The organism is Devosia faecipullorum, assembly GCF_015158295.1.
Classification (GTDB): Bacteria; Pseudomonadota; Alphaproteobacteria; order Rhizobiales; family Devosiaceae; genus Devosia; species Devosia faecipullorum.
This window is the reverse complement of sequence record NZ_JACDXV010000003.1, coordinates 1-15,310: the sequence shown is the minus strand read 5'-3', so window position 1 is coordinate 15,310 and position 15,310 is coordinate 1. Positions and strand designations below refer to the sequence as shown.

Genomic DNA, 15,310 nt, shown 5'->3' with positions numbered 1-15,310 from the left:
GCTAGGCCCGGAGAGCTATGCTCGCAAGGCGGCTGGCCTTCCCGATCCAGGACCGTCACCTTCGGACCTGACTTGAAGGCGTTTGCCACAGCCGAAAGAACCCTCGGGTCGAGCCCGAGGGTGGCGAGCGGCGGGGGTGAGAAATTCTGCTCATGATCCGCCACATCTCCCGCCTCCGCCTCACCGCTTTCCGCAATTATGCCTCGGCGGCGCTCGACCTCGATGCCCGCCACGTGGTGCTGACCGGCCCCAATGGCTCGGGCAAGACCAATCTGCTTGAAGCCATCTCCGTGCTCTCGCCCGGGCGCGGTTTGCGCGGGGCGAGTTTCGATAATCTGCAATCGCTGGGCTCGGACCTCCCATGGGCCGTTGCCGCCAGTATCGAGACCGAAAACGGCCCCGCCGATATCGGAACCGGCGCCCTGCCCGATGGCGGGCGGCGGGTGCGCATCAATGGCGCCAATGCCCGCTCCATCGAGGCGATGAGCGATTACCTGCGCGTGCTCTGGCTCACTCCGGCCATGGACGGCCTGTTCTCCGGGCCGGCCGGCGACCGGCGGCGCTTTCTCGACCGGCTGGTGACGACGCTGATCCCGGCCCATTCCGCCGCCGTATCCGATTTCGACAAGGCCATGCGCCAGCGCAACCGGCTGCTCGAGGAGGGGGGCGATGCGCGCTGGCTCTCCGCCCTCGAGGCGCAAATGGCCGAATTGGGCGCGGCGGTCCATCTCAATCGCAGCGATAGCCTGCAGCATTTGCAGGCGCTGATCGCCGAGAGCCTTGATGACACCAATTTCCCCGCTGCCCAATTGGCGCTGACGCCGCTGCTGGAGGCGGAGCCGGTGCCGACGGTCTCGGCCGAACTCGAGGCCCTCTTGGCGCAGCGCTGGCATGCAGCGCGCGGCCTTGATCGCGCCGCCGGACGCACCACATCAGGACCGCATCGCGTCGATCTCGAAGTCGTCCATGCCCAGAAGGGCATGCCGGCGGCCCTGGGCTCGACCGGTGAGCAGAAAGCGCTGCTGATCGGGCTCGTCCTGGCGCATGCGCGGCTGGTCCGCCTGCGGTGCGGCATCACCCCGTTCCTGCTGCTCGACGAGATCGCCGCCCATCTCGATCCCGACCGCAGAAGCGCCTTGTTTCAGGCGCTGGATGGGCTGGAAACGCAATGCTTCCTCACCGGCACCGACGCGCTGCTGTTCGAGGCCTTGCAGGATCGGGCCCAGCACATTGGCGTGCGCGACGGGCGGCTGGCTCGCCAGGGGTGAAAATCCCCCGCAAATACCGGCGAAACGGCCAATTTTCTTGGGGATTCACCCCTGTTCCGCTAGAACGGAATTTGAGTTTTAACGACTGATTCGGACCCTATGAGCGACAGCGAAAACCCGACCCCGACCGAATATGGCGCCGACAGCATCAAGGTGCTCAAGGGCCTCGATGCCGTGCGCAAGCGTCCGGGCATGTATATCGGGGACACCGATGACGGTTCGGGCCTGCACCACATGGTCACCGAAGTGGTGGACAATGCCATCGACGAGGCCCTGGCCGGTCACGCCGATCTCGTGACCGTGACGCTCAATGCCGATGGCTCCTGCACCGTGACCGACAATGGTCGCGGCATTCCCACCGGCATTCACAAGGAAGAGGGGGTCTCGGCCGCCGAGGTCATCATGACCCAGCTTCATGCCGGCGGGAAGTTCGACCAGAATTCCTACAAGGTTTCCGGTGGCCTGCACGGTGTGGGCGTCTCGGTGGTCAATGCGCTCTCGGTCTTTCTCAAGCTCTCCATCCGCCAGGGCGGCAAGCTGCATGAGATGAGCTTCACCCATGGCGTGGCCGACGGGCCGCTGAGCGTGGTGGGCGATTATCAAGGGCGCTCGGGCACGTCGGTGACCTTCCTGCCCAGCCCCCAGACCTTTACCATGGTGGAGTTCGATTTCAAGACGCTGGAACATCGCCTGCGCGAACTGGCCTTCCTCAATTCGGGCGTGCGCATCCTGCTCGCCGACCGCCGCCATCCTGAGCCGCTCGAAGTGGAATTGTTCTATGAAGGCGGGCTCGAGGCCTTTGTCCGCTATCTCGACAAGTCCAAGGCCTCGGTGCTGGAGGCGCCGATCAGCATGCGCGCCGAAAAGGACGGCATTACCGTCGAAGTGGCGCTGCAATGGAACGACAGCTACCACGAAAACGTGCTCTGCTTCACCAACAACATTCCCCAGCGCGATGGCGGCACCCATCTGGCCGGCCTGCGCGGGGCGCTGACGCGCCAAGTCACCTCCTACGCGGAAAGCTCGGGCATCACCAAGAAGGAAAAGGTGACGCTTTCGGGCGATGACACCCGCGAGGGGCTGACCTGTGTGCTCTCGGTCAAGGTGCCCGATCCCAAATTCTCCTCCCAGACCAAGGACAAGCTGGTCTCCTCCGAGGTCCGCCCGGTGGTCGAGAACATCGTCAACGAAAAGCTCGGCCAATGGTTCGAGGAACATCCCAACGAGGCCAAGACCATTGTCGGCAAGGTGGTGGAAGCCGCCGCGGCCCGCGAGGCCGCCCGCAAGGCGCGTGAACTGACCCGCCGCAAGGGAGCGCTGGAGATTTCCTCGCTGCCCGGCAAGCTGGCTGATTGCCAGGAGCGCGATCCGGCAAAGTCGGAAATCTTCATCGTCGAGGGCGACTCGGCCGGTGGCTCCGCCAAGCAGGGCCGCGACCGCTCCAACCAGGCGGTGCTGCCGCTGCGCGGCAAGATCCTCAATGTCGAGCGCGCCCGTTTCGACCGCATGATCTCGTCCGACCAGGTCGGCACGCTGATCACCGCTTTGGGCACCGGCATCGGCCGGGAGGAATTCAACGCCGACAAGCTGCGCTATCACAAGATCATCATCATGACCGACGCCGACGTGGACGGCGCCCATATCCGCACGCTGCTCTTGACCTTCTTCTATCGCCAGACGCGCGAACTGATCGAGCGCGGCCATATCTATATCGCCCAGCCCCCGCTCTACAAAGCCACGCGCGGCCGCTCCGAGCTTTACCTCAAGGACGAGGAAGCGCTGGAAGACTACCTGCTCGAGGGCGGGCTGGAAGACGCCGTGTTCAAGACCCGCAACGGAGCCGAACATGCCGGGCACGACCTGCTCGCCATTCTCCAGCAGGCCCGCGACATCACCAAGGCGATCAACAATCTCAACACCCGCTACAATCGCAACCTGGTGGAGCAGGCGGCCATTGTCGGCGGGCTCGATCCCGATGGCATGTCGGACCCCGAAAAGAGCGCCGAGACGCTGAAGCGCGTCGCCGGGCGGCTGGACCGGATTTCTGATGAACTGGAGCGCGGCTGGACCGGCGAATTGACCGAGGACGAGGCCCTGGCCTTCTCCCGCACCGTGCGCGGGGTGACCGAAACCCATCAGATCGACCGGGCGCTGCTGCAAAGCGCCGATGCGCGCAAGCTCCGCGCCCTGGCCGAGCGGCTCGACGAATTGTTCGGCGGCGTGCCGACACTGACCCGCAAGGGCGAGGCCATCCCCATCTATGGCCCCTCCACCCTGTTCAAGGCGGTGACCGATGCCGGCCGCAAGGGGCTGTCATTGCAACGCTATAAGGGGCTGGGCGAGATGAATGCCGAGCAGCTCTGGGAAACCACGCTCGATCCCAATGCCCGCACCCTGCTGCGCGTCGAAATCGACCAGACCGACGAAGCCGACCAGATCTTCACCGCCCTCATGGGCGATCTGGTCGAGCCCCGCCGCGACTTCATCCAGGACAATGCGCTCAATGTGAGCAATCTCGACGTCTGACGCACTCGAACGGGGCCGTGGCTCAGGCCACGGTCTCGGCCGGCGTCACGGGCGCTGTCGTCCTACGAAATCGCTTGAAAGTCGGTCGGGACGGGCTCGCCTTCACGACCGCTAGATCTGCTCCTGGCGCAGGAAGCCGTCGCGGCGCGGCCGACGCCCGGCCAGTGCCAGGGCGATGCCGGGCGCCGCCAGAACGGCAAAGGCGGGAAAGCTCAGCAGCGCCGCCAGCATGGGTCGCAGCAGATCGGCAAAGAACCGGCTGTCGAGAAAGCTGCCGAACGCCTCAAGGCTGGGCGGGTGCAATTGAGACCAGGCCTGCTCCAGGCTGACAAAGATAATTTCGTTGGCGGCCAGTGATTTTGTCCCGTCGATGACAAGAAATATCAGCGCCACGCCGATCAGCCAGGTTCCCAATAGTCTGAAGACGAGCCGCATACACTGTCCCTGTACTTGCCGAGGTCAAGCCGATCCGCCCCCGGCTCATGTTCACGGTGCCAGCCCCTTTTGCCACGCCAAAGCCGATTGTCACAAGACGCTATTCCGTGTGCGAAAAACAATCGTGCAGTGATCGAAGTGATCCCTTGCGCCCGCCCCGATCATGGGTATATTGCGCCACGCTCGCAACGGCCGTCCAGGGCTGTGTTTCTGCCCTCCGGGTCCGATTCAGGCGATGCGGAGAGATGGCCGAGTGGTCGAAGGCGCACGCCTGGAAAGTGTGTAGGCGGGGAACCGTCTCGAGGGTTCGAATCCCTCTCTCTCCGCCACCGCATTTCGCAACTCTGTGCGATCTGCTGTAACATCCTGATACGATTGGGTTTTTGACGTTCGGCGATGGCCATTCCGTCGAGCGTCGTACCCATGATTGTACCCACGAATGTACCCAGACTCTCCACCGAGCGATCGACCCGCTACCTGACCCGGCATGGATCCGGCTGGCGGTTTCAGGTCCGTGTCCCCGCCGACATCAAGAAACATGTGCGAATCCATTTTTTCCGTTGTTCAATAGGCGCGTTGCCAATCCGCGAGGCGAACCGAAGGGCTCGACTGCTCGCGGCTGCGGCTGAGAGTGTTTCCAGTAAGGTGCGTGGCATGGCCGAAGAGATGCAGGTCGAAGACCAATCGGTGTTTGACCTTACCCCTGTGGCAATGGCCGAATGGACGGGGTTCTTTCGGGGGCTCGAATTGTCGCTGGATATGGCGGCGAAATCCGATCCTGCACCTGACCCCTATATCGATGGTTTGCGGGACCTGATCCTAATCAACAAGGAAGAGCCGACATCGCGCTACGTGGCGGAAAACGCCGACCGACTGCGCCAGAGTGCCATTGATAAGATGCGTGGGGAGAGTGCGGCAGGGGCGGGGCCATCCGACGTGGGGCCTCTGGCTATGGCGATGGAGCGCCTGACCACGGCCTTGGAACGGCAGGCCAACGCCATCGCCGCCACCGTTGATGGTGCGTCGTCCTCGGTCCCGACTTTCCGTGCTGCGACCAAAACCTATCTCGACACCAGAATTGCCGCCAATGGCGGCAAAGAAAGTGGCGATATTCATTCGATTCGTGGACGCGCCGAACTGTTCGCCTCGTTGATGGGAGATAAGCCCATCAGTGACTATGGCGCTCCCGATCTCCAAGCCTATCTCAACCAGTTGCAATATTGGCCGCCTGAGCGCGACGACGTGAAAGCGTTCGAGGGTAAGACCGCATTGGAAATCCTCGCGATGAACGACAAGCACCAATATGGAGTCATGGCGCGCAACACGGTCAGCGGCCATTATCTCGCCGACATCAAGGCGATCACGGCGCTTGCCGCTGCCAACGCGGGCGTCACCGATCCTTTTGCGGGTGCACGGCTTTTCTATCCGTCAATCTTCGCGGAGCCGAAGCGTCGCAAGGCACCTGCCATAGCAAAGGTGGCGAAGGCGTTCCATCTCGGGGTGGAATCGGGCGAGTTGCACAAGGCGCTGATCCTGCCGCTTGGCTTCTGGACCGGGCGGCGCATCGGGCTGCTTACGCGATTGCAGGGACCCAACATCCGGCGTGTGGGCGACTATGTGGTGGCGAGCCTCGATCAGCACTTTCGTGACGAAGACGGGGCGTTGGAGAACAATGGCTATAAGACGGCGGCTTCGCTAGACGGCTTCATCATGCATCGGTTTTTCGATGAGATCGGCTTTGTTGATTGGGCCATGCGGCAACCGGGTTTCATCTTCGAGCGCATGAACCAATGCGACGACCCTGAAGACGCGATGCAGAAGGCCGCGAATAAGTTGCTCAAGGAAGCCGAGACGGGTGGCTCCTATCACGGGTTCCGGCACCAGTGCACGACCCGGATGCGGGAGGCGGGGGTCACCGAATACTCCCGCCGCGTGCAGGCCGGCCATTCCCGCCGTGACACCCATGAGGACTATGGCGACCTCGTTGTCGATCCGACCGATGCGCCGCTGCTCGCCAATCTGCCATTCCCAGATGGCTTCGACCCGAGCATCTTCATGGGGCTCGATTTCGACGCTTTGGCAAGGGCCTGAGCGTGGTAACCGGCACTGGGCAGCAGCCCGCTCTTCAGGACCAGTAAGCGGCACGTCGCAGTGGCGTGAGTTGATCAAAACCAGCGGGTCTGATGAGGTACCGCCAATCGCAAAGACGTCGAGGGCCAAGGCGATGGCAATCCAGAAAACACAGATGGGCGATCTAGCCCCAAGCAGCATCCGCAGTCGATATGCAAACCCCTGCGCTCTTCTACTCCAGCCCAAACTCCGACTTCAGGAAATCCACGGTTGCCTGATCTCGAAGCTTGCAGACAATGTTCTGGTTGGCGAAGGCGCCTTTGAACCACTTCCCCTGGGGGCGCTCGATGGTGTGTTTCCAGTCGATTCCCACAACATATTCGGCGAGCTCCGGATTGTCGGCGTCGTGTCCCAAGTTGCGGCCAAGCAGTGGTTGTTCGAGCAGTGGACCATCCGGCGTCTGAAAGTCAGCGGCTGGGGTCTTTTCTTCGGTAACGACACCATGGCCCAGGTAGCCATTTCCTTTGTCAAAGAGGAAAAGCTCGTCGCCGACGCTCAGCTGGCCCAAGCGGCCTGAATAGAATTCTCCGCCGCCCGCCGCTATGAAGCCATACTTGCGATAGTCTTCCCAAGTCCTGCTTTCGTTGAGACCAGCATTGGCAAAAAAGTAGCCGGACCACGGAGCGCGAACCTTGCGTTCGGAGCGCTCTTCGACCTCTTCCTGATCAAGCAGGAAATCCGTTGTCAGCCACTCTTGCCCGTTTGCCTCGAAAACGTTGAAAAACACAGTGTTGATCGCAACGCCATGTTCCTCAGACAGGTATTCCACGATCCGCTTAGACGCCGGGTCGAGCTCGCTAGCAACGATCAACATGGAATGTGTGGCGTTCAATTGATCCGGTATCGGTTCGCCGAACTTCTCGCGGAACGCTGTCGCCAAGCGCTGATTGAGGTACTTCTCTGCGCGTTCGTAAATTTCGGGAGTGGTGAGCGTGCGGACCCATGAAGCGTAGTCCAAAACCTGGGCGACGATCTCGCGCGGCGTCCGGTCTTTTTTCAGCTCGATGATGATGAGCGCCCCCGAGGCATCCATAGCGAGTAGATCGATGAACTTCCCGTGGTCGGTAGGCACCTGTCGTCCGACAATCATCGCGTCGAGCCCGGCAAGGGTGGGATCACCGGCGAGCCAGTCCTCGATCAAGCTTTCCCTGGTGAGCGCCCGCCGCTTCGCGGGAAGAAGCTGGTTGCCAACGATACCGTATAAGGATGTCACGCTGCTTCCCCCATCTCGTCCGGTGGATAGATGGCCACCAAGGCGTCATGCAAAAGCAGCATCTCGTCGTGCAATGGCTGCCCCTCCAGTGCGGACAGGTCGAAATCACGACAATATGCGATGTCAGCGCTGGACATGTAGTTCACATGGACAAGGTTGACTCGAACTTCGTCTGCCAAATCAGAGTACTGACGCGACTCAGGATCGGCGCTTTCGCCCCGCAGAAAGGCTTCGTAGAGCTCCGCGATCACCGGCTGCATATGAGCCTCGATGTTGCGAACCTCCTTCATCATGTCCGCAATCTCAGCATCTATTTCAGCTTGATCATTGAAGAAGACCGTTCCGGTCGGATGCGCTATCTTATTGCGGCGCTTAACGAATTTTGCGAACTCACCCACTTGCTGGTTGGAACAGCCAATGAGTTTCAGAAACCGAAAAATCTGGCTCTCTTTTAGCTGGTCGTAGAACTTGAAAGGGCTTTCGCATGCCATCAGCGCGCTCTCACTCTTATCGAATCCGACCATCGCCATTGCGAAGGGCAAAGGCCGAGCGAGTCGAATTTGCCAGATCGAGAAGCTAACAAAGCTCATGTAAAGCAGATGAAAGGCGAGGCTCGCGAATTCGTAGCGCCCCGCTTCGTAGTTCGTCTGAAACGCAGACCAGAGAAAATCAAGATAGGCTTGCTCATTGGTATTTGCAAATGACTGAGGCAGATAAGTGCCCAGTTCCAGAGCCTCGTCCATCAGTCTGCTCCATCACTACTGGCCTCACCCCAGACACGGGCAATTGCGGCGTCGATCTTTTTTTGAAAGCGGGCCTCTAGATCGCGATTGCCGCGAACAATTTCCTGTTCGGCTTCGATATCGATAAGAATGCTCTGTTGAATATCGTAGTCGGGAAGTGGAACCTTGATTTTCAGAAGTTGCGACTTTGCGACATTCTTCATACTTCCGCTGGTTCCACCGCAGATCGAGGAAATTCGTGCTCGATATTCATCGGAAGAAATGACCGTTTGAATGTATTTAGCACTGACATCCCTTCGGGAAATGACCGTCTGCCACAGGCGATCCGGCAGAAACAGGTCGGGATAGTCATCGTCAACATACGCGCTTGCCCCAACGAGGGCCTCAGTATTCATGCGGCTTATGATGATCGCGCCCTTTCGAGGGCTGCATTTCACCCGGTCCACTTCTTCTGGCAATACAGCTTTGTGCTCATCTGGGTTGAATACTCCCGACGTAACGGCGCTGGTTTTCAGCACTCCCACCTCGCCTGGTAGCTTCGCCCGGTTCTCGGAATTTACGCTGACCCCGCCTTCAAGCGCGTCAAACACCGCCGCGAGTTCCACCATCGGCCATTCAGGGTCAACGGGGATGTGGGGGCGATAATTGTCTAGAACGGCGCGGGCACCGTCGATGACGCGCTGATACCTCTCGACCTCAGCCACAATCTCGCGCTGCACGTCAACCGGCGGCAGAGGAATTTCGATGCTTTTCAGAATGGGGATGTTTAGACCGCTTCGTTGGTTGTCCCCGGTGATGTCTCGGATTTCTTGATACTTCGAACGCAACGTCCAGAACAGGAACTCTGGGACCAGGTTTTCGTCGTTGAGGGGATACATTGCGACAAGGGACTGGTTGCATGTTGCGCCGTCCATTCGCAAAAGCGCAACTGTTGCTCGGGTCTTCCCTTGCCCGTTGAGCGCAATCAAAACTGAATTGCGCCGAAGGGGTCGTGCGTTTGAGTTGTCCACGCCAGCTTGGGTGATGCGCCTTTCGCAGTCAAAGATTTCGCGCTTGTGAATGTCCCCAGATACCAGCCAAGGCACCTGGCCATCCGTGTAGTATTCTGCAACCGTTGACGCTGGCGTTCCGCCGGTGCGAAATTCACAATGTTCACCAAGTTTTACTATCGGCCACCTTGAAATTTGGCCTGCCTCTGCCGCTCGATAGCGCTCGACGCTCAGGTTGTAATCCCCGCCTTCTGCGAGACGTGCCCGCTCCACCGCGCTTCCGAGGTTGCTTTCCAACCCCTCACCGGCACCAGCCCGCGCGGCCAGCAACCAAGCCCCAAGCTCAGCCTTCACCTGCGGCAGTTGAGAGCCTTTCTCGGCCTTCCGCTGCGCGCCCAAGCTGAATCCATCCTTTTCAATCTTGAAGAAAGCAACGTGCTTACTCGCCTTGGCTAATGCGCGATCAAGGATAAGGATCGAAGTCTTGACGCCTGAATATGGGTTGAAAACGCCCGCGGGCAGCGAGATGACAGCAGCGAGGTGGTTTTCGACCAGCATCTTGCGTAGGGCCACATAGGCGCTTTGGCTCTGAAAGATGATCCCCTCGGGCACGACAATGGCGGCGCGGCCGTTCGGGGTCAGGTGTTCGGCGATATAGTCGACAAACAGCACTTCGCTGCGCTTGGATTGAACTTGGAAGCGGGTGTGCGGCTTGATCCCGCCTTTTGGCGACATAAAGGGCGGGTTGGCGAGAACGACGTCAGCCATCTCGGTCCATTTGTCTTCGCTGGTCAGAGTGTCGTATTCCTCGACCTTCGGGTCGGCAAAGCCATGCAGGTAAAGGTTGACCAGCGACAGGCGAACCATGTCGGGAGAGATGTCATAGCCTTTGATATTGCGGGCAAGGTGGGCCCGGTCTTCGGGCTGTAACAAATCGCCCGAATAGCGCATCGGGCTTTCCAGCGCCTGTTCGGCGGCGTCGCCCTCGGTGCTGGTACCGTTTCCATTGCCTACCCCGGTCGAGTTCCGTTTCAGGATGTGCTTGTAGGCCGAGATTAGGAAGCCCGCCGTCCCGCAGGCCGGGTCCAGGATGACCTCGTTCTTCTTCGGGTCGATGATCTCGACCATGAAATCGATGATGTGGCGCGGCGTGCGGAACTGACCCGCGTCGCCTTGGCTGCCCAGAACCGAAAGCAGGTATTCGAAGGCATCACCCAGCCGTTCGCTGTGATCATAGCTGAAGGTATCTATCTCGCGCAGGAAGGCGCGCAGCGTCTCGGGGTCGCGGTAAGGCAGATACGCGTTGCGGAATATGTCGCGGAAGAGTTTGGGTAGGTGCTCGTTCTGCACCATGTTGGTCAGCGCTTCGGCATAGGTGTTTAGCATGTCCTGGCCAGAAACACCGGGGGCTACCAGTTTCGCCCAGCGGAAACGCTCGAACTCCTTCGTAAAGAAGCGGCGTTCGCCGCCCAACTCTTCGGCCTCAAGGTCCATGTCGTCCATGAACTTGTAGATGAGGGCGATGGTGATCTGCTCGACCTGGCTTTTCGGGTCGGGCACCTTACCGACGAGGATATCACGGCAAGTGTCGATGCGACGTTTGGTGTCGGTGTCGAGCATATCAGTCTTTCGTCAAAGGAAGGGGTTCAGGGACACATAGTCCTTGATGTATTCGGGGATGCGCTTGCGCCATGGCACAGGCACTTCCTTTAGGTCGCGGGTCGTGAAGGTTGGGTTGACGTTCAGGTCGCCAAAATGCCCTGCGTCAATCAACGCCCGCACTTTCGGATCGCGGATTTAGGCCTCGAAGAAATAGCGAATTTGCCTGAGGCGGTCTGCTTCTTCTGGCTTTTGGTCGAGTACGAACTTGCGGAACTCGTCTTCGATTAGCTCATCTTTCGACTTGAATTTCGAGATGTGCCCAAAGGCCTTCTCCAGCAATTCTCTTATCGAAATGCGACGATCCACACCGGCAGCTTGGCGCAACCGTTCGAGGTTAAAGTAGTCGTTTGGTTTGTCGAATAGCTCTTCGATCACGCGACGGGCTGCTGCGTCCCAATTCTGCTGATCTACGAAGTCGGACAGTTGCTGGTCAGACCGGGCAATCTGCTCGAACTTCTGGAAGAGCTCGCGATCGACGCGCATCCCTTGCGGGCCAACCTGCTGCTCGACCTGATAGACGACCTGATCCGGCTCGGTGAACTCGAAGGTGCTCCGACCGGTGGCGACGCTGCCTTGATCGCCGCCAATCCCCAATGGTGCTGCGGCGATTTGGGGGAGCTTCAGCTCTTCGTCGTATTGGAACTTCTCTTCGAAATACTCGCAGCTGGCGAAGAAGTCGAAGAGACGAAACTCCTTCTTGGCCACCCGGCCGAGCGAGGTTTTTTTCGTCGGGTCAACCACCTGGTCAGCAAAGTTGTGACCCCGCGTTCCTCGACCCTTCATCTGGACAAAGTCGGACGGCGAAAAAATAGGTCGCATCAGCGCAAGGTTGAGAATGTCGGGGCAGTCATAGCCGGTGGTCATCATTCCCACAGTGACGCAGACTCTCGCCTTGCTGGTGCGATAGTCCGCCGTGAACGCACTGTGCCCGCCCAGATTGTTGTTGGCAAAGTTGATTGTCATGCGCTGGGCATCGGGGACCTGACTGGTGACCTGCATGGCGAAATCCGACTGGTATTTGCCTGGCCACAGCTGATCAGCCATTTCATTGAGTATCTGAGTGAGCTTGGCAGCGTGATTCTGGCTTACCGCGAACACGATGGTCTTGCCAAACTCGCCCGAAATTGGGTCGCGCAATCCGTTCTTCAGCAGGGTCTGACAAAATGCGCCGTTAGTTGCCTCGGCAAAAAAGCGTTTCTCAAAATCTCTGACGGCGAAAGTCTCTTGGCCCGTGTTTCCATCATCATCTGCAACATCAATGACGAAGCCCCGATCCGAAAGGAGCTGAGTGGTCACGGATGTCCGTGCATCAACGACGTACGGATTGATTAGGAAGCCGTCCTTTACCCCGTCCAGCAGCGAGTAGCGGAAGGTTGGCTCTCCAGTTTCGCAGCCAAAGGTGCGGTAGGTATCGAGCATCATTCGGCGCTCGGTCTCGCGAGGATCGCGCGTGGGGTTGTGAGATTTCGATTGCTTCAGAAAATCCTTCGGTGTGGCGGTCAATCCGAGCTTGTACCCGATGAAATACTCGAACACGGCACGGGCATTACCGCCAATTGAGCGATGAGCCTCGTCGGAAATGACCAGATCGAAGTCGGTTGGCGCGAAGAAGCGGCGATACTTGTCATTGAAGAGCAGCGACTGAACAGTCGTCACGACGATGTCCGCCTTGCGCCAATCATCGCGCTGCTCCTTGTAGATGATGGACGTGAAGTCGTTCCTGAGCAGCTCTTTGAACGCTTTATCGGCCTGGACCTCGAGCTCCAACCGGTCAACCAGAAACAGAACGCGCTTCGCATTTCGGGTCTTTAGGAACAGCTTGATCACAGCGGCTGAGGTGAGGGTCTTGCCGGTGCCAGTCGCCATTTCGAATAGGAAACGAGTTGAGCCCTCCCTTACAGCTTCCTGCACGCGCGTGACGGCGCGCTTTTGGTAGTCGCGCAGAAAGCGAAGCTTCGCTTTCTCGATGAAGGCCGAACGCTCTTGCTCATTCTTCCATGCGGCCTCGCTGGCGTAGCTTGGCATCTGGGTGAGAACGATGAAATCGCGATCCACGGGCTCCGCAGACAGCCGCTCAGCGTTGGGCTCAAAAGCATAGTGGTTCTTGATCTCGCCCGGCCCGGGAAACTTGGAGATAACGACGGGACTGTCCTGCTCAAGGTCCCAGAGGTAGTGGATATTGCCGTTGCTGAGGATGATAAAGCGAGCATTCTGTGATCGGGCATATTTCCGTGCCTGCTCCTTGCCGAGCAGTGGGTTTTTGCTCTCCGACTTGGCCTCTAGAACAATCAGCGGCTTTCCGTCTTGGTCCAGAAGAAGGAAATCAATGAAGCCATCAGCCAGCTTCTCAAAGTCGGCACCTAGCGCATCGATGTCAGAATAAGCGACTTTCACATTGGGCTCGAGGACGACGTTGGCCGGCCCGTTGGCGTCCGCGAAAAACCGCCAACCAACCTCCTCCAACATCTTGTTGATCTTGATCCGCGCTGTCGCTTCTTTCACGGCGGCACTACCCCCTGTCGACATCATGGGTCAGAGCTAGCAGAGTAAACACTTGCCTGGCCATAACTTTATGCGCCTAATGGCTGTCCGTATTCGGGGAATGCACCCAAAGAAACATTGCGACCGGGGGGCAAGCAATGGCGAAGTCACGCCCATTTTCGATTTACCTACTTAAAGTTGGCTTCGACGCTGAGAATACTCTCAAGGAAGATTTGCCTGTCGCGAATGCGGGCAACCTGCCAGAGGGGGCGACGCTGTTTGTACTTGATGATGAGCCAACCACCCCGTGGTGGCGTCAGTACTTTCAGGTCGAGCAACCCCTCACCCAGGTTTTCAAAGGCGCGCTGCTATTCTTGCCAGTTGGCGAGCGGAATTTCGTACTCGCGTTCGGCCATGTTGCCCACCACCTGAAGGATCATGCCTATGTTTATGATTTTGGCTTGAGGGTATCCCTCAACAGCATCGATCCAGCGAAGCTGAAAAGTGCCGACATGGTGGCGCCTGGGCCCTCACTTAGGAAGAGAACACAGGTGCCAATCTCAACGGAGCTGACCTTCCTCGACTTTGACGGTAACAGCGAGATTATCCGCAGTTTGACCGGAGCGGTGAAGGCGGAGCACGCCGAACTCTTTAAGAATGCTACGGGTTCAATCGCCCTCAAGATCAATCTAAAACTACCCTCGGCACAGCTCCCTGAGCTTTGCGCTTCTCTACTCGGCCTCTATGATAGCGAAGACTACAAGACTGCCTTTCCGAATATCCAGAATATTGCGCCAGTCCGTGACCCTTCCAAAATAGCAGAACTCGATGCGTTCTTGGTGGCAGCGGTTCGGGTCCAAAGCGCAGACGTCGAACTCACGATACCAGACATCGTGGATTATCGTGGAAACACCTGCTGCATGTTTCTGGGAGCCGGACGGAGCGACATTTATCCGGACATCGCATTGGGTGCGTTTTATGAGTATGTCCAGCCAGCACATGATCCGGCCGAGCTAGACCTAGAAGACCTAAAGCAGATGCGGGTCATGCTGACCGACAGCGATGGCACCGCTGGTCCCACATACAGCATCTATAGGTCGGTCATCTTCGACGTTGAGCCGAACGGGGAGGACGTCATCTATCACCTTTGCGAAGGTGAATGGTACAGGGCCGAGAAGGCGTTCGTAGACCGTCTACGCAACTATCTGGATGCTCGTTGCGAAGCAAATCCACTTTGCCCATACGATCACGACGAGGAAAAGGACGGGAAGCGCGCCTACAGCGAGGGCGCTTACAATGAAGCTGTTCCGGGCTGGAATGGTCGATACATTTGTTTAGACCGCACCGACATCCGTCCAATGGGCAGCACTGAAATCGAGCCGTGCGACCTCTACGAGGTCGGCGTGCTTCCTGGAGATGCAGAGCCAACGGCGACGCTCTACCATATAAAAATCTCGACCCGATCTTCGTCGCTCAGCCACCTGTTCAACCAAGGCGTCAACTCTATTGATCTTGTTCAACTTGAGGAAGTGTCGAGGAATAAGCTTCGGCAGCTTGTCACGGAACGGATCGGCGCAAACAATCTCGCCGATTATCTGGTGCCAATCGATGCGCTACGCTTCAAGGTTGTCTTCGGCGTCATAACGCATAGGGACGCCAATCTGAATTCGGGCAACCTCCCCTTGTTTTCTCGGATCAGTTTGATGCGTGCCATGCAAGACCTAGATGTTCGCCGTTGTCCGTCGTCAGATCATTTGGCGCAGTTTGGGTCTTGGATTAGCGGAGTATCGGCCTCGTCTTTGGGTTGATGTTATGCGGCGAGCTTGCGGTGCTGCAAGCGCCGATGCTGGATGGTTTGTCGTT

9 protein-coding genes and 1 tRNA gene are annotated in these 15,310 nt (G+C 58.6%); 5 read left to right on the top strand and 5 right to left on the bottom strand.

Annotated features, from left to right (window positions below):
• The first annotated feature begins 152 nt into the window (after nt 1–152).
• Nucleotides 153–1,268, top strand: coding sequence for a DNA replication/repair protein RecF (recF, locus tag H0482_RS09375; protein ID WP_193729798.1), 1,116 nt, complete (start codon nt 153–155; stop codon nt 1,266–1,268).
• 99 nt (nt 1,269–1,367) lie between these two features.
• Entirely contained in the window at nt 1,368–3,794 is a 2,427-nt protein-coding gene (gyrB, locus tag H0482_RS09370; protein WP_193729797.1) for a DNA topoisomerase (ATP-hydrolyzing) subunit B, read from the top strand.
• 111 nt (nt 3,795–3,905) lie between these two features.
• On the opposite strand, the gene H0482_RS09365 is transcribed toward gyrB, so the two are convergent.
• Nucleotides 3,906–4,229, bottom strand: a complete 324-nt coding sequence (locus tag H0482_RS09365; RefSeq protein ID WP_193729796.1) for a hypothetical protein — start codon at nt 4,227–4,229, stop codon at nt 3,906–3,908.
• Nucleotides 4,230–4,468: 239 nt separating this feature from the next.
• Between H0482_RS09365 and H0482_RS09360 the strand changes: the two genes are divergently transcribed.
• Nucleotides 4,469–4,558, top strand: a tRNA-Ser gene (locus H0482_RS09360).
• Nucleotides 4,559–4,625: 67 nt separating this feature from the next.
• Complete coding sequence (locus tag H0482_RS09355; protein ID WP_193729795.1) at nt 4,626–6,320, top strand: DUF6538 domain-containing protein; 1,695 nt, start codon at nt 4,626–4,628, stop codon at nt 6,318–6,320.
• A gap of 211 nt (nt 6,321–6,531) precedes the next feature.
• Here the strand turns inward: H0482_RS09355 and H0482_RS09350 are convergent, their stop codons facing one another.
• The 4 genes from H0482_RS09350 to H0482_RS09335 all read right to left on the bottom strand — a co-directional run bounded on the left by H0482_RS09350 (nt 6,532) and on the right by H0482_RS09335 (nt 13,468).
• Entirely contained in the window at nt 6,532–7,572 is a 1,041-nt protein-coding gene (locus tag H0482_RS09350) for a PDDEXK family nuclease (protein WP_193729794.1), read from the bottom strand.
• Entirely contained in the window at nt 7,569–8,315 is a 747-nt protein-coding gene (locus H0482_RS09345; RefSeq protein WP_193729793.1) for a hypothetical protein, read from the bottom strand. Before H0482_RS09345 ends, H0482_RS09350 begins: the two co-directional genes overlap by 4 nt.
• Entirely contained in the window at nt 8,315–10,924 is a 2,610-nt protein-coding gene (locus H0482_RS09340; protein ID WP_193729792.1) for an N-6 DNA methylase, read from the bottom strand. Before H0482_RS09340 ends, H0482_RS09345 begins: the two co-directional genes overlap by 1 nt.
• A gap of 177 nt (nt 10,925–11,101) precedes the next feature.
• Nucleotides 11,102–13,468, bottom strand: a complete 2,367-nt coding sequence (locus H0482_RS09335) for a DEAD/DEAH box helicase family protein (protein ID WP_330998249.1) — start codon at nt 13,466–13,468, stop codon at nt 11,102–11,104.
• Nucleotides 13,469–13,605: 137 nt separating this feature from the next.
• Here H0482_RS09335 and H0482_RS09330 point away from each other — a divergent pair, with 137 nt between their 5' ends.
• A complete protein-coding gene (locus H0482_RS09330; RefSeq protein ID WP_193729791.1) occupies nt 13,606–15,255 on the top strand; it encodes a DUF6119 family protein in 1,650 nt (549 codons plus the stop codon).
• Nucleotides 15,256–15,310: the final 55 nt, after the last annotated feature.